This is a genomic window from Haladaptatus sp. DYF46 (genome assembly GCF_021083305.1).
Taxonomy (GTDB): Archaea; Halobacteriota; Halobacteria; order Halobacteriales; family Haladaptataceae; genus Haladaptatus.
Genome location: NZ_JAJFAY010000001.1, coordinates 1,293,417 through 1,313,759, shown reverse-complemented (window position 1 = coordinate 1,313,759; position 20,343 = coordinate 1,293,417). Strand labels below are relative to the sequence as shown.

Below are 20,343 nucleotides of genomic sequence, written 5' to 3'. Positions count from 1 at the left end.
CCAGAGGTGGGATGACGATACTGCCGTAACTACGACCGTATGGTGGAGGACGACTGCTCAGAGTTACCGCCTGACAGCAGGTGGACCGACAGCGCCGACTCCCCGCTGGTCATCGACACCGCGGATTCGCTGTCGCGCACTTTTTCGGTACTTTCCGACGAGGAGGTTCGACACATCATCTACGTCCTCCTTCGGCACGACGAAACCACGATTTCGCTGTCACGACTCACCCGTTCCGTTTCGGCGCTCGTCACCGTGGAAAGCCGGTCACTGCTGCGCGACCGGATGGTTCACCGGCACCTCCCGAGACTCGGGTTCATCGGAATCGTCGACTACGACCTCACCGGCGACCCCCACGTCTGGCTCTCCACGAACGCGGACATCGTGGACAAGGACCTCCTCTACGACCTCGTCGAACGCACACATCGATACGAGCGTAACTAACCCGTCCACGGAGCGGGTTCAACTGGTTTGCTCACTATCTAAATCCTGATTGTGTAGGATAATTTCCTACACGGTGATCAAACGGTCGGATAGGGAGCAAAAGTATCTTGGTCCCCGTCTCCGTTCGTATTCCAACCATGACCGATTCGTTTTCGAACGGGGCATCGTCTCCCCCCTCCCCGCTCCTCGAGAGGGAAAGCGAGGAAACGACGGCCTTTTTTAGACACGTCGTTCGGGACGCGCTCGACGCGGTGATGACGGTTTCCGAGGACGGGACCATCGTTTTCGCGAACGAGGTGGCGGGGCAACTCTTCGGCTACGAGGGTGACGACCTCCTCGGAACATCGATACGGCAACTCTTTCCCGAACGCCATCGAGATGCGTATTTCACGGAGTTCCGCGAGCAAGTGACGTCCGACTCGACGGCCGAACACACCGGTTTAGAGCGGACCGGCGTGCGTCGAAACGGGGAGGAGTTCCCACTCTCATTTTCGCTTCGCCAACATCGGTATCACGACGAGACGCTGTTCACCGCGACGGTGCGAGACATCTCGGAACGGAAGCGGCAACAGCGGGAACTCGGAGCGGCGACCCAGAAGTATCGAACGCTGGTGAACACCGCGCCCGACGCCATCTTTCTGGCCGACGCGGAGACGGGGAAGATTCTAGAGGCGAACCGGGCGGCGGCGGACCTCCTCGACCGACCGGTCGAAGAGATAGAGGGAATGCACCAATCCGACCTCCATCCCGACGACGAGTTGGAGCGGTACGAGGAGTTGTTCGAACGGCGAAGCGAAATCGTAGAACCGGTCATGGACACGCGCAACCTCATGGTGGTCGATTCGAACGGCGACCGCATTCCGGTTTCCATCAACTCGAACAGCACCGACCTGAACGGACGGCGCGTGGTTCAGGGGATTTTCCACGACATCAGCGACAGAAGACGGCGCGAGCAAGCGCTCAATCGGTTACACACGACCACCCACGATATGCTCGAAACGTCGGTTCCGACGGAAATTTGTCAGCGAGCGGTGGAGACCGCGGCCGAGGTACTCGACCTGCCAGCGACCGGTATCTATCTGCTCACGGAGGATACCGACACCCTCGAACCGGCGGTGCTGACCGAACGCGTCGAGAAACTGTTCGACGGTGACGTGCCGACGTACACGTCCGACGACGACCTCGCGTGGGACGTGTTCGAAACCAACGAACCGAGGGTCATCTCCGACTTCGAAACGACGCCGAGCGTGGCGGATCGGGACACGCCGGTTCGAAGCGGTATCATCGTTCCGCTCGGCGACCACGGAATCTTCATCACCGCGTCCACCTCGCCGCGCGATTTCGACCGAATCGACTTCGACCTGCTCCGGGTGTTGGCCACGAACACGGAGACTGCGTTGACCCGCGCGGAACGCGAACGCGCTCTCGCCCGCCAGCGGGACGAGTTGACGACGCTGAACCGCATCAACGCCATCGTTCGGGACATCAATCAAGCCCTCGTCGCCGCGCCGTCGCGCGAGGAGGTGGAGCGCACCGTCTGTGAACGGTTCGCCGATTCGAACGCCTATCACGGTGCCCTCATCGCGACGCAATCGTCGGCCGAGGAGGGGTTGACGGTTCGGACTGCCTCGGGAATCGACGACGAGTATCTGAACATAATCGCGGGGTTGGGACCCGAGACGAAAGCGGGAGGGGCCGGAACTGCACTACGGACGGGAGAGTTCAACCTCGTCGAGGACGTGTCGACCCTGTCGGCGCTGCCGCAGTCGTTACGATCCGCCGCCGACGAACGCGGGTACGGTTCCATCGCGTGTATCCCCATCAGTTACCGCGGAACCACGTACGGCGTGTTGGTCGTGTACGCGACCCAACTGACGTTGGTCTCCGACCGTGAACGGGACGTGTTCAGCGAGTTGGGGGAGACCATCGGTCACGCCATCAACGCGGTCGAGAGCAAGAAACTCCTCTACTCGGATCGCGTCCTCGAACTCGAATTCTCGATAACGAACACGGGGTCGTTCTTCGTCGTCACCTCCGAGGAACTGGGATGTTCGTTCGAACTCGATGGCGTCGTCCCGTCCGTGGACGACATGTACCACTTTTACGTCACGTCGAGCGGCGTCGCTCCGGAGAAGGTCATCGAACTGGCCGAGCGGTCCCCCAAAATCGAACGCGCACGTATCATCCGGGAGACGGGCGACGAGGCCCAGTTGGAGGTGTCCTTCCACGGAACCGAAACGGCCGCCCAAGCGCTCATCGAACGCGGGGCGTACGTCCGACAGGGGTCGATAGAGAACGGTGAGGGAAACATCGTCGCCGAAATTCCGGCGAGTACTCGCGTTCGGCCCTTCTTGGACGCCGTCGAAGCGGTGTACTCGAAGGGAAGCCTCCTCTCGAAGCAGTCCCGTGAGCGACCGTTCCATTCGACCTCCGAGTTCTACCACGAACTGGGCGAGACGATCACCGAACGACAGGCGGAAATCCTACAAGCCGCGTATCTCGCGGGGTACTTCGATTACCCCCGCGCGAGTTCCGGAAAGGAACTGGCCGACACGCTCGATATCTCCTCGCCGACGTTCCACCAGCACCTTCAGGCCGCGGAACGCAAGCTTTTCACGCTGTTGTTCTCGGGGCGTCCTCGGATAGACTGAGACCGATACCTCAATACTGAGGCAAAGGACTGGTGCCACCACGATGGTTTGTACGTGATGATGAGCGACTCGGAAAACCCAAACGACACACATCTCGATACGAGTCGACGACATCCCGAGGAGGAGCGAGATAGTCCGCTCCCATCGGGGACCGTAGAGCGCATCCTCTCCGAACCCGAGCGGCGTGCCCTTTGTAGCTACCTCGTTGACACTCCCCTGACGACGATGGACGACCTCGTCGACCACTTCGTTCAGTTGGACGGTACCTCCGACCGCGAGACGGCGCTGATTCGCCTTCACCACGTTCACCTCCCGATGTTGGAGGACTGTGGAATTCTGACCTACGAGGCGCGGAGCGAAACCGTTCGATACTGGGGTCACGAGGAGGTCGAACGCCGACTCGAACTGTGTCGCTCCGTTTCGGAGACGGACGCCGCACGGTCCGACGATGCGGTCGACCATCCGAAACATCAAACGTAAGCCGACCGACACTGCGGTATAGATGGCTGCTTTTCGGTGATCGACGGGGCCCAGAGATATCACAGTCGCCGCGCTGACGTGTCGTCCGACACAATCGACCGTCCGACACGATCAACTGTCCGACACGTATTTACTGGAAAGGAGCGCTGTCGAGGCTCAATTCAGGCCGAAGCTACCATATGAATTCGAATAACGACATACGTGTGAATGGCGTGCCCTCTTTGGGGTGGATTGAAATGTCAATGGACGCGGTCGTATACCAAGGACCGCACGACGTAGACGTAGAAGAGGTAGACGAACCCGAAATCGAACACCCGAACGATGTGGTCATCGACATCACGACGACGGCCATCTGCGGCTCGGACCTCCACATGTACGAGGGCCGAACCGACGCCGACCCCGGTATCGTTTTCGGTCACGAGAACATGGGTGTCATCGAAGAAGTGGGCGACGGCGTCACAACGCTCGAAGAGGGCGACCGCGTCGTCCTCCCGTTCAACGTCGCCTGTGGCGTCTGTAAGAACTGTGAAAACGGCTATACCGGGTTCTGTCTGAACGTGAACCCCGGCTTCGCCGGTGGCGCGTACGGGTACGTCGCCATGGGGCCGTACAAGGGCGGTCAGGCCGAAAAGCTCCGCGTGCCCTTCGCGGACTTCAACGCCCTCAAACTCCCGGAAGGGACGGAACACGAGGACTCGTTCATCCTCCTCGCGGACATCTTCCCGACGGGATGGCACGGGACGGAACTCGCGAACCTCCAACCCGGCGAGTCCGTCGCCGTCTTCGGCGCTGGTCCCGTCGGCCTGATGGCCGCCTACAGCGCGAAGATCAAGGGCGCGGCCGAGATTTACGTGGTCGATAGGGTCGATAGCCGACTCGAACTCGCCGAGCAGCACTGTGACGCGACGCCGATCAACTTCGAGGAGTCGGACCCCGTCGAGCAGATAAAGGACATCCACGGCGGCGGCGTGGACAAGGGCGTCGACGCGGTCGGATACCAAGCGGTGGACCCCGACACCGACGTCGGCGACGACGCCTACGACCCGGCACGGGAGAACCCGGCCGTGGTCCTCAACCAACTCATTCAGGTCGTTCGAGCGACCGGACAACTCGGCGTCCCCGGTCTGTACGTTCCCTCCGACCCCGGAGCGCCGGACGAGATGGCCGCACAGGGTCGCCTCGGTATCGACTTCGGGAAGTTCTTCGAGAAGGGACTGAAGGTCGGCACCGGACAGTGTAACGTCAAGGAGTACAACCGTCAACTCCGCGACCTGATAATCCAGGGACGCGCCGACCCGAGTTTCGTCGTCTCACACCGCGTCGAACTCGAAGAGGCACCCGAGATGTACGAGCGCTTCGACAACCGCGAGGAAGGCGTGACGAAAGTGCTGCTCGAACCCTGAGAGCGAGAGACGGATCCACGACGACTCTTTTTTCGACGTGCGCCGTCTCGCGACATCGGTCCGACGTGACGAGCGCGTGGTATGCGAAACAGTAATAAAAGACTTTACTCGCATGCGGGGTAGTTAATCTGTGTCGGAACCCTCCGTTCACGTGGTGGATGGCACATGGAAATTCGGGGACCACGGGGCTCGCGCCGGGACGAACGAGAGCGGCAGCTGATGCAGCTCGCTCGGTTGGAGCGCCAGATACACGATCAACGCCGAAAGATCGCCGAACTGGAGCGGGTACGGGACACGATGATGCGCATACCGTCGGGGTCGATATCCTACGAGGGAACCTGTGCGGAGTGCGGTATCGGCGTCATCGTCCGCGACCACGACTCGCTTCGATGCACCTCCTGCGGGTTCCAGTGTCACCTGTAACGGACGACTATCCTTCGTCTTCGACCTTTTGTGCGTACCGTTCGAGTTCGCCCGCGAGTTTCCGCGCCTCGTCGGGTGACAGCGACACGGTTTCGGCGTGAGCGGGGAGGTTGTCGAGCGACGTGTTGTCCAGTTCGAGTTGGAGCAACACCTCGTCCGGGTTCTTTCGGGGCGTCTTGACGTTCAACACGGCCATGGCTTCGTCCGTCCAGCCGTGACCCTCCGCGACGGCGTCCAGCAGGTCGAACGTCGTGTAGGCCGTCACCGAGAGCACGCGGTCGGCCATCTCAGTCGTCCCCTGACACCGCGCTGGGACGCCGTCGCCGCTGCGACTCGCCGGCTTCGGACGCTCCCTCGCTGCGCTCAGTCGTCATCTGAAACCACGTCGGACGGGCTGTTCGGGGCCGGACTGTCCTCTCGGGCGTCGTTCTCGGCGTACGGGTACCACGTCTGCTTCGTGTTGTGCATGAACGGGTCCTCGTAGCTGGTCTCCTCGGGACTGGCCAGCGTTTCGAGTTCGTCCGCGTGGAGCGTGTTCACGAACTCGCGGAACGTCTGGCCGTCCTCGCGACGGGCCGCGTAGCCCTCCACGAGGTTCCGAATCGCGCCTGGCACCTCGTCCACCGCGATGCGCTCTTGAATCCACGTCGCGAAGCTCGGGTCCTTGCCGAGGCCACCGCCGACGCCGATGTCGAGGGCTTCCACGGTCTCGTCGTTCTTCCGCGTCTTCATGCCGCGGAGGCTGATGTCGGCGATCTGCGGCTGCGCGCAGGAGGCCGTGCAGCCCGAGAGGTGGATGTGGAAGTTCTCAACGTCGTCCGGAAGCTCGACGTTCTCCTTGAGCCAGCGCGAGAGGCGCACTTGGCGGTTCTTGGTCTCCACGATGGAGAGCGAACAGAACTCCGTCCCCGTGCAGGCGATGGACCCGCGCTGGAAGGGATGCGGGTCGGGGCTGTAGCGCTCCAACAGCGGTTCGTCCAGCATCGCGTCGAGGCGCTCTTCCGGCACGTCCATCAGGATGACGTTCTGACGCTGGGTGAGGCGCGTTTCGCCGGATCCGTACTTCTCGGCGATGTCCGCCATCTCTATCATCTCCTCCGCACCGACGCGTCCGACGAGGACGTTCAGGCCGACGTAGTAGTTGCCGTCCGGTTGCTCGTGGACGCCCACGTGGTCCGCGTGGCCGTGGTCGTCCGGGACGCCCGCGTTGTACGAGTACTCCTCGCGCAGGTCCTCGCCCGCCGTCTTGAGGTAGAAGTCCACGTACTCCTCCTGCAACGTCTTGCGGACCTTCTCCGGTCCCCACTCGTCCACGAGGAACTTGATGCGGGCGCGCCGACGGTTGTCGCGGTTGCCGTAGTCGCGGAACAGTCCCGAGAGGCCGCCGAGAATCGGCACCACTTCGTCGGGTTCGGCGAACACGTCGATGTCGCGGGCGAAGCGCGGTTCGCGGCCAGCGAGTCCGCCGCCGAGGCGGACGTTGAAGCCGCGGACGGCTTCGCCGTCGATGTTCTTCTCCGCCGGTTCGATGCCCACGTCGTTGATGTCGCCCTGTCCGCAGCCCTCGCGGCAACCCGTCACCGACACCTTCCACTTCCGCGGCAGGTTCTCGTACTCGGGATTGCCCTTGAAGTTCTCGTTGAGGTCCTTGACGACGGGAAGCGCGTCGACGAACTCGCGTTTGTCCTTCCCGGCGACCGGACAGCCGACGATGTTTCGCCACGAGTCGCCACAGGCCTGTTTCGTGGAGAGGCCCGCCTCGTCCAAGCGGTCCCATATCTTCGGTACGTCCTCGATGTTTATCCAGTGCAGTTGGACCGCCTGTCGCGTCGTCACGTCGGCGTAGCCGTTGCCGAACTCCGGATTCGCGGCGGGACCGGTGGCGAAGTCGCGGGCGATTTCGCCGATGACTCGCAGTTGTCCCGGTTCGAGAACGCCGCTCGGCGGCCCGATTCGCATCATGAAGTAGCTCTCTTGGCCGTCGCGCTGGTGATACAGCCCCCACCATTTGAACCGCTCGAACCACGCGTCGTGTTCGTCCTCCGGAATGGCCTCCCACCCTTCCTCGGCGAATCGCCGCATGTGGTCTCGAATCTCTTCCCCGTAGACCTCGTCCTTCCATTTCTCCACGTCGGTCGGCATGGGGGACCCTACAAACCCCACCCGTAAACAACCGCCCTCCGCGTCAAGGTCCGCCGGGGGTCAGAAATACCGGCGATTTTTGCACCGACCACCGACGCGGCCGTTCCCGCTCAGCCGCGGAAACGTGTCTTCGACGGACGGTGGACCTGTTCGTGGTCTACCGTCCGAAATTCGTCGCTCCGTGGCACGGGTCGTCCGATGCGGAGCCATCCGGTGGTGCTCCGTTCCCCGCAAGCGATGCACTGACCGGCGGCGCGGGCTTCGACCCACGGCCCGTCGACGCCGATGTCGGTGAACACTTCCACGAGGAACAACGCGACGTCACAGTCACAGACGTCGTGGTCCGCAAGCCGCCAAATGTCGCTCACGCCGACGATTCGCGTGTTGTTCACGTTGACCCACGCACCCTCGTCCAGCGTCCGAACCGCAGTCACCATGCTTCATCTCCTCGGTACCGGACCCTCAATACATCGGCTGTCACAATCCCCGCCGAATCGCCTGACGCGTCACGGAGGGTCGAACGACCGGTACGCTCGTCCTCGCGGCCTGAACTCCGACAATCCACGTATTCCCCCAGTTGAAGGTACCCCACATTTATTGCCGCTACTTGGCAGCAGTGGCCGGAATTACGGGTAGAGTCGTGATTTAGGGGATACGCGACATAGGAGGTTGTGATGACCATACGCTATTCAGCTACGCGCCGATTGACGGATAGGTCGGTCGCCGAAACGAGGAACGAGCAGTTCACGACGCGGGGTGACGCTCGGTGAGCGAAAAACCGGTCACCGAACAGAAAGTCAGTGAACCCCGCGACGACGAGCACCTGCAGGGCGTTCCCGACGGTGCGGGATGCACGGAAATCTGGGAGCACCTCTCGGACGACCGGGACGAGGAGAACGAAGAACTGGAAGAATGACCGAGAAGACGGCGCTCGTACTGGTCGGGCATGGCTCACACCGGAATTCGGGGTCCGCGAGGCCGGTGTACGACCACGCCGACGAGATTCGCTCCCGCGACGCCTTCGCCGAGGTGCGCGAGGCGTTCTGGAAGGAAGCCCCCTCGCTCCGAAACGTCCTCCGGACCGTCGAATCGAGCGTCGTCGTCGTCGTTCCCGTGTTCACGAGCGAGGGCTATTTTACCGAACAGGTGTTGCCCCGCGAACTCCGCCTGACCGACGGGTGGGACCTCGACGTCGACAAGACGGTTCATTACACCAATCCGGTCGGGACGCACGAGTCGATGGCCGACGTCATCCTCCAGCGCGCGGAGCGCGTGACCGGCGACCCGTCCGTCGGTTCTGGTGTCGGGTTGGCGATCGTCGGCCACGGCACCGAGCGCAATCCGCGGAGCGCGAAGGCGACCCGCGACCACGCGACCACCATCGACGACGGCGGGCGATTCGACGAGGTGCGGGCGCTGTTCATGGACCAAGCACCGTACATCGACGACCTGACGGACCACTTCGAGAGCGACGAACTCGTCGTCGTCCCGCTGTTCATCGCGGACGGCTACCACACCCAAGAGGACATCCCCGAGGACGTGGGACTGACCGACGACGCGGCAACGGGCTACCCCACCCCCGCCGAGGTGGACGGCAAACGGGTCTGGTACTCGGGTGCCGTCGGTACGGAACCGCTCCTCGCGGACGTCGTCATCGAACGGGCGCGCGACTGCCTCGCGGTCGAAACCGATGAAGCGCCGACCGGAGACACGGACGGAGCGAGCGGTGACGTCAAGGGCGAGCGAAGCGAGGCCGCGGCGGCCCGCGACGCGTTTTTGGCCTGCATACGAGAGGACTCGCCGCAAACGTGGGGCCAACTCTCCGTCGCGGCCACGGAAACCGACCGCGGACGCCGGTACGAACTGCGACACGTCGACGACCGCGACGCGGACCTCGAAGACCTCGATTCCCACGCTGACCCGACGGAGACGCGGGACGCCGTGCGGTTCACCGACGACGGCGAGTACCGACCGCTGGCGACGGCGGCCACGCTCCCGTCGGGATGGGTGCTGTCGGACCTCGACGCACCCGACCTCCTGCGAGCGGTGGGGTTCGTCTACCCGGCCTCTATCGCGAACTGGTATCGGGAGGAGAACGGGGAACTCGACGTGACCCACTTCCGGGAGACGGCGGCCCGGCAGACGGGCATCTACGCGGACGTCGGGGACCTCGACCGCGACGCGCTCGACTACGCCGTCGAAGCGTGTTGCGTCGACGAGCAGTGCTGTGCCCGTCGGGAGTGGGACGCGACGGCCGACGACGAAATCGACGTTCCGCGCGGGGACGGCGCGTTTCCGTGCCGGGAACCGTGTTCGATGTTCGTCGCCGCCGCGCGGGAGTTCCGCGACATAGAGGCGAGCGAATCGAACGGAACGGAAACCGGCGAACCGAACGAAACGAGCGCCGCGAACGACCTCGAGGGCTACCGAGCGCGGTACCGGAGCGCGAAACGATGCGGAGGCGAAACGTGAGTATGTACACTGGAACAGTCTATTTAGTCGGTGCAGGACCGGGCGACCCGGAACTGCTGACGGTAAAGGCGCGGAAACTGCTGGACGACGCGGACGTCGTCTGTCACGACAATTTAGCGGACGACCGAATCGTCGACTCCTGTCCCGATTCGACGGAGCGAATGTACGTCGGCAAACGCCCCGGCCCGGACGGCGAGCGGACGACGCAGGAGGAGATAAACCGCCTGCTCGTCCGATTGGCCCGCGAGGGAAAGGACGTGGTTCGACTGAAGGGCGGCGACCCGACGGTCTTCGGGCGCGGCGGCGAGGAGGCCGAACACCTCGCGGCCGCCGGAATCGACTTCGACATCGTGCCGGGCATCACGAGCGCGGTGGCCGCGCCGGGCGTCGCAGGGATTCCCGTCACGCACCGCGAACACGCCTCCTGTGTCACCGTTGTCACGGGCCACGAGGACCCGACGAAGGCCGAAAGCGCCCTCGACTGGGACGCACTCGCCGCGACGGTTCGCGCGGGCGGGACGCTCGTGATTCTGATGGGCGTCCGCCGACTGCCGGATAACGTGGCCGCGCTGTGTTCGGCGGGCGTCCCGGAGGACACCCCCGCCGCGATGGTCGAACGGGCGACCCGCGAGGACGAGTTCACCGTGACGGGCACGCTCGACACCATCGTGGACCGACGGGACGAAGTTGGCATCGAACCGCCCGCCGTCACCGTCGTCGGTGACGTCGTGGCCGTTCGTGACCGCGTAGTGGAGTATCTCGACGGAACGCCGTCCGTCGGGGTTCCGTCGTTCGCGGACGCCGTCGTCTCGGAGCGAGGTGTCGAGTGATGGGGCACGACTTCCGGGACCTCGTCGGACACGTCGGTTCGGGGCCGAAGTCGGCCGACGATATGGACTACGAGCAGGCCAAGTTCGCCTTCGGTGAAATCCTCTCCGGCGACGTCTCCCCCGTCGCGCTCGGCGGCTTTTGGGTGGCGAACCGCTGGAAACGGAACACGCCCGAGGAACTCGCGGGGTTCGTGGACGCGATGGTCGAGGAAACCGTCTCCGTCGCCCCGGACTGCGACCCGGTGGACTGTGGCGCGAATTACGACGGGAAGTCGAGGACGGCACTCCTCGGCGTCGCCTCGGGACTGGTCGCGGCGGCCGCCGGAACCCCCGTCGTCGTCCACAGCGGCGACCGCGTGCCCATGAGCGACGGGTGTGCCTATCGACACGTCCTTTCCGAACTCGGCGTGGACATCGACCTCGACCCCGAAACGAGCGCCGAGATGTCCGACGAGGTGGGTTTCGGCTTCTACGACCAAGCGCGGTTCAACCCGGCCGTGGCCGCCCTCGAAGACGACAGGCGCGCCCTCGGCGTGCGGACGTTCGTCAACACCGTGGAAACCCTCGCCAACCCGGCGGAGGCGTCGGTTCACCTCGGGAGCTTCTTCCACACGACGTTCGGGGAGCGCGTCATCAACACGCTCTCGGAGAGTCGAACGCAGGAGATAGACCGCGTCCTCATGTTTCAGGGACTGGAAGGCTACGACGACGTTCGACCGGGACACACGACGTACGTCGAGTGGGACGGCGCGGAAATCGAGACGGACCGACACGAGATGGCGTTCGACGGCGACGCCCTCGACGTGGACGACGTGCCGGGCGACTCGGCGCGAATCACCGAGGAAGTCCTGTCAGGCGAGGCCGATGACGACCTCGCGGACGCCGTCGCGTTCAACGCCGCGCTCCGTCTGTACGCCCGCGGCGACGTGCAATCGATAGACGACGGCGTGGAACGAGCGTGTGACGTGCTCGCCGACGGGTCCGCCGAGGACCGTCTCGTCGCCCTCCGGCAGTTCGACGCTTGATCAGGTTCCGAGGACTCGCTCCACGATTCGCTCCGCCTCTTCTCTCGCTCGTTTCTCGCTTTCCGCCTCCCAGACGGCGTCCGATTCGACGACCGCACGGACGGCGTTCCGGCGCTTCGTCGCGGAAATTTCCCGCCGTTTCAGGTCGTCCCGCAGGTCCGCCGTGACGGCGGTAACGGTTTCCGCACCGGCCACCACGGGTTCGATTCGCCTCCGGAGTTCGCGGCTCACCGCGGGACTCCGCCCGCCGGTTCCGACGGCGACGACCACGTCGCCGTCGCGGGCCGTGGCCGGAACGACGACGCTTCCCGCGTCGCGTCCGCCACTTTCGTCCGTCCGGTTCACCAGCGTTCCGCGCTCTCTCGCCGCCCGCTCGATCGCTTCGTTCAGCGCCGCGTCGTCCGTCGCCGCGACGACGAGCGCGGGCGCGGCGTCGTCGAGCCACGTTTCGGCGTCCGCCGGGTCGATGGCGGCTTTGACGAGCGAGACGCCTCCGCTCCGTTCGTCGGTTTCGTCCTCGGAGAGCGATTCGAGTTCGTCCGCGAATCCCGTCGCGACGACGAGGACGTCCGCCTCCCGAGCGAAACGGCGAGCCTTTCGGTAGCCGACCCGGCCGCCGCCGAAGACGAGGACGCGTTCGCCTCGAAAGTCGTGTAACAGCGGAATCATCGATGGAGGGTGAACTCGATCGTCTCGTGGTCCCCGGCGTAGTACTCCCGGAGCAGGGCGGCCTCGCTGTCGTACTCCCCGTTCGAGACGATTCTCGCGGGCACGGACACGGTGAGCGGCGACTCGTCGAACGGGTACGGGTCGAGTCGGAACTCGTCGTCGCCGACGGGCGTCACCGTCATCGATACGTCCTCGTCATCCGCCGATTTCGGCACCGAGTCGATGGCCGTCTCCTCGGGCCACTCGCTGGTGCAGAGGACGAGCGACAGGAAGTCCCAGACTTGCAGGAGTTCGTAGTTCCGCCACAGCTCGCTTTCGGTTCCCTCGGGCGGTTCGCCCTGCTCGTGGATCGCGGTGAGGAGGTCCATGTCGGCGTCCGAAAGTCGCTCTCTGTCGTCACGTCCGTCATTTTCCTCACCGCCGCCCGACTCGTACAACCCGTCGGCGAGTCGTCGCTGTCGCCGCTCCTCGCGGTCCACGAACTCCTCGAAGGCCGACGGCGTGTCGGGCCACGACGACGACAGGCCGTAGCGACGGCGGCGGAGGCCGGACCCGTGCATGGACGCCACGAGTCCGGCGTACTCGTTCAACTCGACGACGCTGTCGATGCCGTCGTCGTAGAACGTCACCCACGCCTCCGCCGGAACGCTGAGGAAGTCCACGATGTCGCCGTTTTCGAGGTGGGGCCGCCGGTCGTACTCCCACCACCCGTCGTCGTGGGTGTCCGCCACGAGGACCATCGCGGCGTAGGGGTCTGGTGGGTCGAACGTCTCGTTCCCCCAGTGTTCGGCGAACTCCCCGGCCACCTTCGCGTGGTCGGGTTGCGTGATGAACCGATAGTGGTCCTCCGCGTCGGCGAGTATCATGGCCCGGAATTGGTCCGGAACCGGGATAAAAGCGCGTGCCGACACGCAAGTAGCGAGTCGGCTCTCGTTTCTCGATTCACTCGGTGTCTGCGTCGGGACCGATGGTGAGGACTGCCGTGCCGAACGGTTCCAGCGGTTTCTCGAACGTCGATGTCAGTTCGTCGTTCGGGAAGATTCCGAGGACGTGCGCCGTCCCGCTTCCCACGTTTCGAATGCTGTGTGGCACGTCGACCGGAACGAGCGTCATCTCACCGGCCGTCAGTTCCATCGTCGTCTTTCCGACCGTCGCTTCCACCGTTCCGGTGGTCACGTGGAGCAACTCCTCGTTGCTGTCGCGGTGCGTCGGGAGGTAGTTTCCGGGTTCGAGTTCGATGCAGACCATCATCAGGTCCTCCCCCGAAACGTCTCCCGCGCCCGGCGTCCCCGGAGACAACGGGAAGTAGCCCCGTAGCCGCGCGTGTTCGTCCCCTTCTTGCCATACGTCTCTCCCCTCGAACTGGTAGAGTCGGACCGGTCGTAGGTCCTCGTCTCGCGATTGTACTGCCATGGTTTCCCTCTCGTCGTCGCTCGCAGTGGGTCACGCGGAACGAAAAAGCCGCGGTGTTCGTACCCACTCGACGCTAGGCGTATTCCGACTATCACCCTTTCGTCGGGCAGTTTCCCGACAGTAGGTGGCGAGTAGGCGGTCGCTATCACCTCGCTCCCGTCCGGTACGGACCGCATACTATTGCGGCGAAGGCTCGTGCTGTGAACGAGCGATGACTCCAGAGACGCCATCGAACCGCTCAGAATCGCCTGACGGCTGTTCGCGTTGTCGAGACGAGGCCGTGCTCCGCGTCGTCCGCACCGAAATCGACGCCGGCGTGACGACCCGGCAATCGTCCGCCGACTCCGCGACCGTCTGTCAGGACTGTTTCGCCCGCCTTCGCGCCGACCCGGACGCGTCGTTCAACAGCCTGTTCGAACCGGCGTCAGACGATTCTCGCGCCGCGCGACGGTTCATCAAAATCGAGCGCCTGTAGTCCCTCCGGTCCCATTCGATCAGTACTCCGGCGGCACGTAGAGGTTGAGCGTTTCGAGCGGCGTGTCGCCCGTGTTCGTGATTTCGTGTGTTTCCCGCTCTTCGATGCAGACGAGGTCGCCCGCCGAGAGTTCGACCGACTCCCCGTCCACGGTCGCCTCGCCGGTTCCCGAAGAGACGAACAGCCACTGCTCGCTCCCCTCGTGTCGGTTCTCCGGTCCGCCGGTGGACTGGCCGGGCGACAGCACCATCGAGGCGGCCTGCGCTCGCTCCGTTTCGAGCAGTACGTCGAACCAGTCACCGGTTTCCGTGGTCGTCCGTTTCATATCTTCCGTTCGTCCTCCACCGCCAGAAACGTTCGGGGCTCTCGGGAGCGTTCGGGGTTCTCCGAGACGTTCGACCACTCGTCTGTTTATGCTCGCGCGGAACCTCTAGTACGGCATGCCAGCACTGGAAGACGCACGAAACGCGGGGGGAGGCGGGTTGCTGTCGGTACTCTATCGGCTTCGGCGCGGGGATTCGGTGACGGTCGGCACCGACACCGGAACGCTCCGAACCCCGCGGGAGTTCACCGTCGAACGGGTCGCGGAGGAACGGACGGCGCGGGACGGGGAAATCTACTATCGGGTCCACCTGCGAGGTTCGCGGGACGGCCACTACGTGTTGATGCCCGAGAAACCGCAGGGCAAGGGCGTTCACGTTCCACCGGAGTTGTTCTACCAGCACCCCACCGACCGCGACAGGTGGGACGAACCCGAGGAGGAAACCGAAGGGAGCATCGTCTTCCTTCGCCTCACTGCCGGAGCGCCCGCGGCGGACGAGTAGGGACGAAACTCAGACCGGTTCGACGAACACGTCCACCGTCGAGTCCGGCGACGCCACGGTGAGTCGCGCCGCGTCGAAATCGCCGTCGTTCGTGGTGCGGTAGGAGACGCCGCGAACCCCCCCGCCGACCCGCCCGAACGAGAGTTTCGGCCGCGTGGCGTACGGTTTTTCGAACTCCACCGTCGCGCGTCCCGACCCGTCGACGCTCACTCCGCGGTGGACGTCGAAAGCGGGGGTGTGGTCGCGGACGCGCGACGTCGCGCTTCGGATGTGCCACGGTCGTTTCGCGTCCGACCAGTTCCCGTCGTAGAGGTTGTTCGCGCCGTTGCCCTCCACGATCGCCGGGCCGCCGCTGCGGTAGATTCGGTTGTGTCGGACGAGGTTTCGTTCGCTCTGAATCAACATTCCGGCCTCGTGGCCCTTCCCGGTCGCGAACCCGCGGACGTGGTTGTCGCTGATCTCGTGGAACGTCTCGCCGCCCGCCGCGAGGATGCCGACCCGTTCGAGGTCCCGGAAGCGGTTCCCTTCGACGGCGACGTACCGCGCCGCTTCGAGGATGATGCCCGTCCGGCCGGTGCCGGAAACCGTGTTTCGGGCGACGACGCCGTCCTCCGCACCGGCGATTCTGATGCCGTCGCTCGCCACGTTTCGAATCCGGTTTCGCGAGACGACGAAGTCCGATATCCCCTCGCTGACGTTGATTCCCCGGCCGCCGTAGCCGTACAGGTCGTTGTCCACTGCGGTGACGTGTTCGGCGCGCTCGATGTCGAGCGAGATGCCCGAGTAATCGTCCCGCCGTTCCTGTACGCTGACGTTCCCGTCGATTCGGACGTTCCGGACCGTCCCCTCGAAACCGAGGTGGCAGAACGACTTGTGGTGGCCGAACCCGAGGTTGTCGGAAATGACGACGTAGCCGCCGCCGTCCGTCAGGTCGTCGCCGCCCATGCCGACCAGACTCCCTTCAGGGTTGTTCCCCAGCACGTTCCCGATGACGGCGATGTTCCCGCCCTGACGGTGGCGGCCGTTCCGCCACACGTCACAGGAGATCGAGCGGTCGAGGCCGTCCGTGACGACGTTTCGAGCGACGACGACCCGCGTCCCCCCGACCTGTATCCCCCTGTCGCCGATGTCCTCGATTCGGTTGCCGACGATCCGAACGTTCCGACTCGCGGGTTCCGCGCTGATGCCGCTCCCGCCCGTGCTGTGTTCGTGGTACGGGTGGGTTCGGGTCACGTAGTTCCCCGCGAGCGTGACGTCCTCCGCGTCCTTCACGACGATGCCGTGGCAGAGCTTCGTGAAGATGCTCTGTTCGTCGGGATTGCCGTCGAAGCCGATACCCCGAATCGTGACGTTCGAGCAGTGCCGACGGTGGCCGATGCGAAACCCGCCGGCGTTGGCACTTGGGGCCGATTTTATCAGCGTCCGCACGCCCGGTCCGACGACGGTCACGTCGTCCGCGTCGATGTCGAGCCATCCCGTCGTCCGGTACGGCGCGTTTTTCGCCGTGATGAGGACCGTCTCGCCGGACGAGAGGTTTTCGAACGTCGATTCGAGTTCGTCCGTCGTGGTGACGACGGAGTCGGCAATCGTTCGCATTCGTCGCGTGTCGTTCGCGCGGCCGTCGCCCGCGCCCCACCCCGTGAGCGCGAACGCAAGCCCAGCGGTTCCCCCCAGCACCCGTCGTCGTGGAATGTCAGGCATTCTCCACGATACGGACGACGCCGAACACCCACTGATTTGTGGCCGAGAACGACACTATCTCCACGACGAACCGCGACGGTCCACGACATGCAACAGGGAAATGAGACGACACATCGCCAATTTTATTGAAAAAGTCCCAAACGATTGGCAGTAGGGCCTCAATTCTTTTGAATGAGTGTGGAGTAATCCCGCTTGTATCGTGCGATAGAACAAACACGGGTACAACGGAAGGTAACTATGTCCACACAACGCCATCCCCCGCGCGGCGCGGCGAGTACGCGCCCGAGCGACGAACGATACGCGGTCGTCGTCATCACGAAAGCGGAAGGGATGGAGGTCGTTCTGCACGGGCTTCGGAAGCAACGCGCGGAACGAATCGCGACCCGGAAGAACCGAAACCGGGACGAATCGACGAACGTCCAGCCCGTACCGGAACGGGAACTGGAACAACGTAGTGACGACCTGAACTGTCCCGAAAACCACTGATCGTTGCGATACAGGACGATGGTGTGCCGTCCACACCGTCGTCGTTTTTTTAGAGCACACACGTTCCGACCAGTTCTGACCCCTGACCGCTTGCTCCGGTCATCCCTTCTCCCGACCTACCGGCCACCCTCGCCCGCGTCATCACCGCTTTATCCGTCCGTCCTGTCGGGACGAACGTGCCCAGTTCCCGCTCCGGTTTCGTCGCCGCGCTGTTCGCGTACGTCGCGTTGGCGTGGGGCGGTTCCTACGTCGCCATCTCCGTCGGCCTGCACAACCTCCCGCCGGTGTTCTTCGCCGCGAGTCGCCTCGACATCGCGGCCGTCGTCCTCGTCCCGTCCGTCGTCGCGTGGTACGACGACTGGCGGTCGAAGACGACCGGCGATTGGGTGACCGTCTGTGCCGCGGGGTTGTTCGTCGCCGCCGGGACGAACGCCTTCCTGTTCCTCGGACAGGAATCTACGCCGAGCGCAGTTGCGGCCGTGGTGTTCGCGCTCAACCCCATCTTGGCGACGCTGTTCGCGTGGCTGTAGTTGCCGAGCGAGCGACTGTCTCCCCTCTCCGTTTTCGGGGTCTGCCTCGGCATCCTCGGCGTCGCCATCGTCGCCAATCCCGACCCGGATACACTCCTCTCCGCGCGCGGAATCGGCCCGTGGATACTCCTCTGCGGTGCCGCCTGTCTCGGGTTAGGGACCGTCCTCACCCGACGGTTCGAGACGACGCTGCCGACGCTCGTGACGACCAGTTGGGGCCTCCTGCTCGGCGGCCTCTTCCTCCACGTCGTGAGCTACGGCCTCGGCGAGCGTGTTTCGACCGCGTGGGGTTCCACGCTCCTGCTCTCGGTCGTCTACCTCGGCATCGTCGCGACCGCCGGCGCGTACTCGGCGTACTTCGAACTCATCTCGCGAATCGGCGCGGTTCGCACGGCGCTCGTTTCCTACGTGGTCCCCGTCGTCACCGCGATCGCGGGATGGGTCCTCGTCGGCGAGACGATAACCCTGCACACCGTCGCCGGATTCCTCGTCATCGCCGTCGGATTCGCGCTGACGGAGCGGCGGACGCTCCTCTCGGGACTTCGGGAGCGCGGGACGAAAACCGACGCGTGACACCTCGAACGGAGTGACCGCACGCGTTCGAGCATGTGTCGGTGGCGTCCTAATCAGTCCTCTTCGAGCGCGAGCGCCCCGAAAAAGCGGTCCGCGACGATTTCGAAGAGACGCTCGTTTATCACGGCCGAATCCATGTCGGTGTCCGCGAAGATGCCGAGCGATAGCTGTCCGCCCGCTCGGTCCTGATGGCCGCCCGCGGTGCCGAACTCGGAGAACGCATCGTGGAGTATCATCCCGATGTCGATACGGGGGTCGAACGAGCGGGCGCTCAGCCAGAGGTCGCCGTTGACCACCCCCATGACGAGCACCGTCCTGATGCCTTCGAGTCGGAGGAGGTAGTCGGCGGCCTGCGGAAGCGCGCCGCTGTCTGGCGTCTGTCCGATGCTGGAAACGAGGACGGACCCGCGCATCGTTCGGTGGTGGATGGCCCGTCCGACGGCGTCCAGCGTCTCCGGCGTGAGCGACGACCCGTACACCTCCTCGATGAGGTCGACGTCCGCGTACGGAAACAGGTCGAGCGCGGCTTGGTAGTCGAGTCGGGTCGGATAGCGGATGTCGTCCAGCCGTTCCCGATGAATGGCGAAGAGCAACGCGGAGGCGACCAGTTCCGGTGGATCCTCGCTCTCGTTGGCGACGTACTCGGCCATAATCGCGGCCGTGGAACCGTACTCGTCCCGCGTGTCAACGAACGCGGCGTCCGATTCGCCGGGCGGTTCCACGTTGTCGATGACGACGTCCGCCGTGACCGCGGGCGGAATCTCGACTTCGGTGCCGGAAATCGAGTGATCGACGAAGGCCACGAGGTCGTACTCCTCGAGGGAGGTTTCGTCGATTTCGTGCAGTTCGATGTCGAAGATGCCGATGAACGACCGAATCTCCTGATGGGTGATGTGGCCCTGATAGAAGATGGCGGTGTCGTCCACGCCGTTTCGGGTGGCGATCCATTCGAGCGCGAACGCGCTCGCGAGGCAGTCCGGGTCCGGTTGGTAGTGACAGACGATAGCGAGCGAGTCAGTGTCCTCCAATACGGCTTCGAGTTCGTCGGCTTCTTCGACGGCTACTTCTCCCATTCTCTCCCCCATGTACCCACCTACGTGTGTGTGAAACAGGAAGTTGCCGGTTGGTTTCACCCTCGAACGGAAAAATGAACGCTTCGGTCAGTCGGAGAGTTCGGTCAGTTCCTCGGGCGTCGGAACGATGCCGAGTTGTTGCATCATCCCCAGCATGTCCCAGTTGGCCCACGTCTCCGCGATTTGGCCGTCCCTGACGCGGTGCATCGCGAGGCCGGTTATTTCGAACGTCTCCCCCGTCGGTTCGTGGCCGACGAATTCGCCCTCGTGAGTCCCTGTCTCGGTACCGCGGAACACGACCAAATCGCCTTCTCCGATCATCTCTTCTATCTTCACTTCCGAATCGGGAAACGCCTCCCCGAACATCCGAATCATCTCCTTGAACTCGCCCGCTCCCTGCGCGCCGGACGGCGCATCGGGGTCGTACCGGACGTAATCCTCCGTGAGCAGTTGATCTGCCACGGCCTCGTTCCCCTCGTTGACGAACTCGTTGATGAATCGGTTGACTATCTCCTTGTTTTCGTTCACTCCCATGTGTTTCCCCCGAACTGGGTACGTCGGCGAGGTACAAAGTGTTGTTCGGGGAGTAACTCCTCCATGGGGGACAGTCACAACGGTGCGGAGCGCGTCACGCACGCTGAAACGTGTATTCTTCCCCAGAAAAAACCCAACATTCACGTATAAATATTGATTCAAATCCAATGAAAAGTACCGTCAGGCAACGTTTTA

The 20,343-nt window shown here is 63.9% G+C and carries 24 protein-coding genes and 1 pseudogene; 15 read left to right on the top strand and 10 right to left on the bottom strand.

What is annotated here, in order from left to right:
- Positions 1-39: 39 nt before the first annotated feature.
- The 5 genes from LJF34_RS07275 (at position 40) to LJF34_RS07255 (ending at position 5,401) form a co-directional block, all read left to right on the top strand.
- A complete protein-coding gene (locus tag LJF34_RS07275; RefSeq protein ID WP_231184203.1) occupies positions 40-444 on the top strand; it encodes a hypothetical protein in 405 nt (134 codons plus the stop codon).
- Positions 445-581: 137 nt separating this feature from the next.
- Positions 582-3,095, top strand: coding sequence for a PAS domain S-box protein (locus LJF34_RS07270; protein ID WP_231184202.1), 2,514 nt, complete (start codon positions 582-584; stop codon positions 3,093-3,095).
- A 60-nt stretch (positions 3,096-3,155) separates the two neighbouring features.
- Complete coding sequence (locus LJF34_RS07265; protein ID WP_231184201.1) at positions 3,156-3,575, top strand: hypothetical protein; 420 nt, start codon at positions 3,156-3,158, stop codon at positions 3,573-3,575.
- 242 nt (positions 3,576-3,817) lie between these two features.
- Entirely contained in the window at positions 3,818-4,978 is a 1,161-nt protein-coding gene (locus LJF34_RS07260; protein ID WP_231184200.1) for a glutathione-independent formaldehyde dehydrogenase, read from the top strand.
- 165 nt (positions 4,979-5,143) lie between these two features.
- Entirely contained in the window at positions 5,144-5,401 is a 258-nt protein-coding gene (locus LJF34_RS07255; protein ID WP_231184199.1) for a hypothetical protein, read from the top strand.
- 7 nt (positions 5,402-5,408) lie between these two features.
- Here LJF34_RS07255 and LJF34_RS07250 read toward each other — a convergent pair whose 3' ends face one another.
- From LJF34_RS07250 to LJF34_RS07240, 3 genes are all read right to left on the bottom strand, one after another.
- Entirely contained in the window at positions 5,409-5,687 is a 279-nt protein-coding gene (locus tag LJF34_RS07250; RefSeq protein WP_231184198.1) for a DUF6360 family protein, read from the bottom strand.
- A gap of 77 nt (positions 5,688-5,764) precedes the next feature.
- The gene (locus LJF34_RS07245) at positions 5,765-7,543 is read right to left on the bottom strand and encodes a ferredoxin--nitrite reductase (protein ID WP_231184197.1); all 1,779 of its coding nucleotides are present in this window, start codon (positions 7,541-7,543) and stop codon (positions 5,765-5,767) included.
- A gap of 110 nt (positions 7,544-7,653) precedes the next feature.
- A complete protein-coding gene (locus LJF34_RS07240; protein ID WP_231184196.1) occupies positions 7,654-7,980 on the bottom strand; it encodes a hypothetical protein in 327 nt (108 codons plus the stop codon).
- Positions 7,981-8,309: 329 nt separating this feature from the next.
- Here LJF34_RS07240 and LJF34_RS07235 point away from each other — a divergent pair, with 329 nt between their 5' ends.
- From LJF34_RS07235 to LJF34_RS07215, 5 genes and pseudogenes are all read left to right on the top strand, one after another.
- On the top strand, positions 8,310-8,459 hold the full coding sequence (locus tag LJF34_RS07235; RefSeq protein WP_231184195.1) for a hypothetical protein: 150 nt from the start codon (positions 8,310-8,312) through the stop codon (positions 8,457-8,459).
- Positions 8,456-9,214 (top strand): annotated as a pseudogene (locus tag LJF34_RS07230) (CbiX/SirB N-terminal domain-containing protein); the annotation flags it as partial. The gene LJF34_RS07235 and the pseudogene LJF34_RS07230, both read left to right, overlap by 4 nt.
- Before the next feature lie 105 nt (positions 9,215-9,319).
- Positions 9,320-10,015, top strand: coding sequence for a DR2241 family protein (locus tag LJF34_RS07225; protein ID WP_231185050.1), 696 nt, complete (start codon positions 9,320-9,322; stop codon positions 10,013-10,015).
- Entirely contained in the window at positions 10,012-10,845 is an 834-nt protein-coding gene (gene cobA / locus LJF34_RS07220) for a uroporphyrinogen-III C-methyltransferase (RefSeq protein WP_231184194.1), read from the top strand. The genes LJF34_RS07225 and cobA overlap by 4 nt, the downstream gene beginning before the upstream one ends.
- Positions 10,845-11,870 carry an anthranilate phosphoribosyltransferase gene (locus tag LJF34_RS07215; protein ID WP_231184193.1) on the top strand — a complete coding sequence of 342 codons (1,026 nt, stop codon included), beginning with the start codon at positions 10,845-10,847 and terminating at the stop codon, positions 11,868-11,870. Before cobA ends, LJF34_RS07215 begins: the two co-directional genes overlap by 1 nt.
- Here LJF34_RS07215 and LJF34_RS07210 read toward each other — a convergent pair whose 3' ends face one another.
- The 3 genes from LJF34_RS07210 to LJF34_RS07200 form a co-directional block, all read right to left on the bottom strand.
- Entirely contained in the window at positions 11,871-12,539 is a 669-nt protein-coding gene (locus LJF34_RS07210; protein ID WP_231184192.1) for a bifunctional precorrin-2 dehydrogenase/sirohydrochlorin ferrochelatase, read from the bottom strand.
- A complete protein-coding gene (locus tag LJF34_RS07205; RefSeq protein WP_231184191.1) occupies positions 12,536-13,405 on the bottom strand; it encodes a DUF3891 family protein in 870 nt (289 codons plus the stop codon). The genes LJF34_RS07210 and LJF34_RS07205 overlap by 4 nt, the downstream gene beginning before the upstream one ends.
- Positions 13,406-13,481: 76 nt before the next feature.
- Positions 13,482-13,952: a cupin domain-containing protein gene (locus LJF34_RS07200; RefSeq protein ID WP_231184190.1), complete on the bottom strand. Its 471-nt coding sequence runs from the start codon at positions 13,950-13,952 to the stop codon at positions 13,482-13,484.
- A gap of 211 nt (positions 13,953-14,163) precedes the next feature.
- Here LJF34_RS07200 and LJF34_RS07195 point away from each other — a divergent pair, with 211 nt between their 5' ends.
- Positions 14,164-14,427: a hypothetical protein gene (locus tag LJF34_RS07195; RefSeq protein ID WP_231184189.1), complete on the top strand. Its 264-nt coding sequence runs from the start codon at positions 14,164-14,166 to the stop codon at positions 14,425-14,427.
- 19 nt (positions 14,428-14,446) lie between these two features.
- Here LJF34_RS07195 and LJF34_RS07190 read toward each other — a convergent pair whose 3' ends face one another.
- Complete coding sequence (locus LJF34_RS07190) at positions 14,447-14,752, bottom strand: cupin domain-containing protein (RefSeq protein ID WP_231184188.1); 306 nt, start codon at positions 14,750-14,752, stop codon at positions 14,447-14,449.
- Between the two features lie 115 nt (positions 14,753-14,867).
- Between LJF34_RS07190 and LJF34_RS07185 the strand changes: the two genes are divergently transcribed.
- Positions 14,868-15,251 (top strand): hypothetical protein, encoded by a 384-nt coding sequence (locus LJF34_RS07185; protein WP_231184187.1) that lies wholly within the window; start codon positions 14,868-14,870, stop codon positions 15,249-15,251.
- Between the two features lie 9 nt (positions 15,252-15,260).
- Here the strand turns inward: LJF34_RS07185 and LJF34_RS07180 are convergent, their stop codons facing one another.
- The gene (locus tag LJF34_RS07180; protein ID WP_231184186.1) at positions 15,261-16,952 is read right to left on the bottom strand and encodes a right-handed parallel beta-helix repeat-containing protein; all 1,692 of its coding nucleotides are present in this window, start codon (positions 16,950-16,952) and stop codon (positions 15,261-15,263) included.
- 237 nt (positions 16,953-17,189) lie between these two features.
- Here LJF34_RS07180 and LJF34_RS07175 point away from each other — a divergent pair, with 237 nt between their 5' ends.
- The 3 genes from LJF34_RS07175 (at position 17,190) to LJF34_RS07165 (ending at position 18,541) form a co-directional block, all read left to right on the top strand.
- A complete protein-coding gene (locus LJF34_RS07175) occupies positions 17,190-17,438 on the top strand; it encodes a hypothetical protein (protein ID WP_231184185.1) in 249 nt (82 codons plus the stop codon).
- Positions 17,439-17,614: 176 nt separating this feature from the next.
- Positions 17,615-17,968, top strand: a complete 354-nt coding sequence (locus LJF34_RS07170) for a DMT family transporter (RefSeq protein ID WP_231184184.1) — start codon at positions 17,615-17,617, stop codon at positions 17,966-17,968.
- A complete protein-coding gene (locus tag LJF34_RS07165; protein WP_231184183.1) occupies positions 17,969-18,541 on the top strand; it encodes a DMT family transporter in 573 nt (190 codons plus the stop codon).
- 53 nt (positions 18,542-18,594) lie between these two features.
- Here the strand turns inward: LJF34_RS07165 and LJF34_RS07160 are convergent, their stop codons facing one another.
- Both LJF34_RS07160 and LJF34_RS07155 read right to left on the bottom strand, forming a co-directional pair.
- The gene (locus tag LJF34_RS07160) at positions 18,595-19,614 is read right to left on the bottom strand and encodes a DHH family phosphoesterase (protein WP_231184182.1); all 1,020 of its coding nucleotides are present in this window, start codon (positions 19,612-19,614) and stop codon (positions 18,595-18,597) included.
- Positions 19,615-19,701: 87 nt separating this feature from the next.
- Positions 19,702-20,148, bottom strand: coding sequence for an ester cyclase (locus LJF34_RS07155; RefSeq protein ID WP_231184180.1), 447 nt, complete (start codon positions 20,146-20,148; stop codon positions 19,702-19,704).
- Between the last annotated feature and the right edge of the window lie 195 nt (positions 20,149-20,343).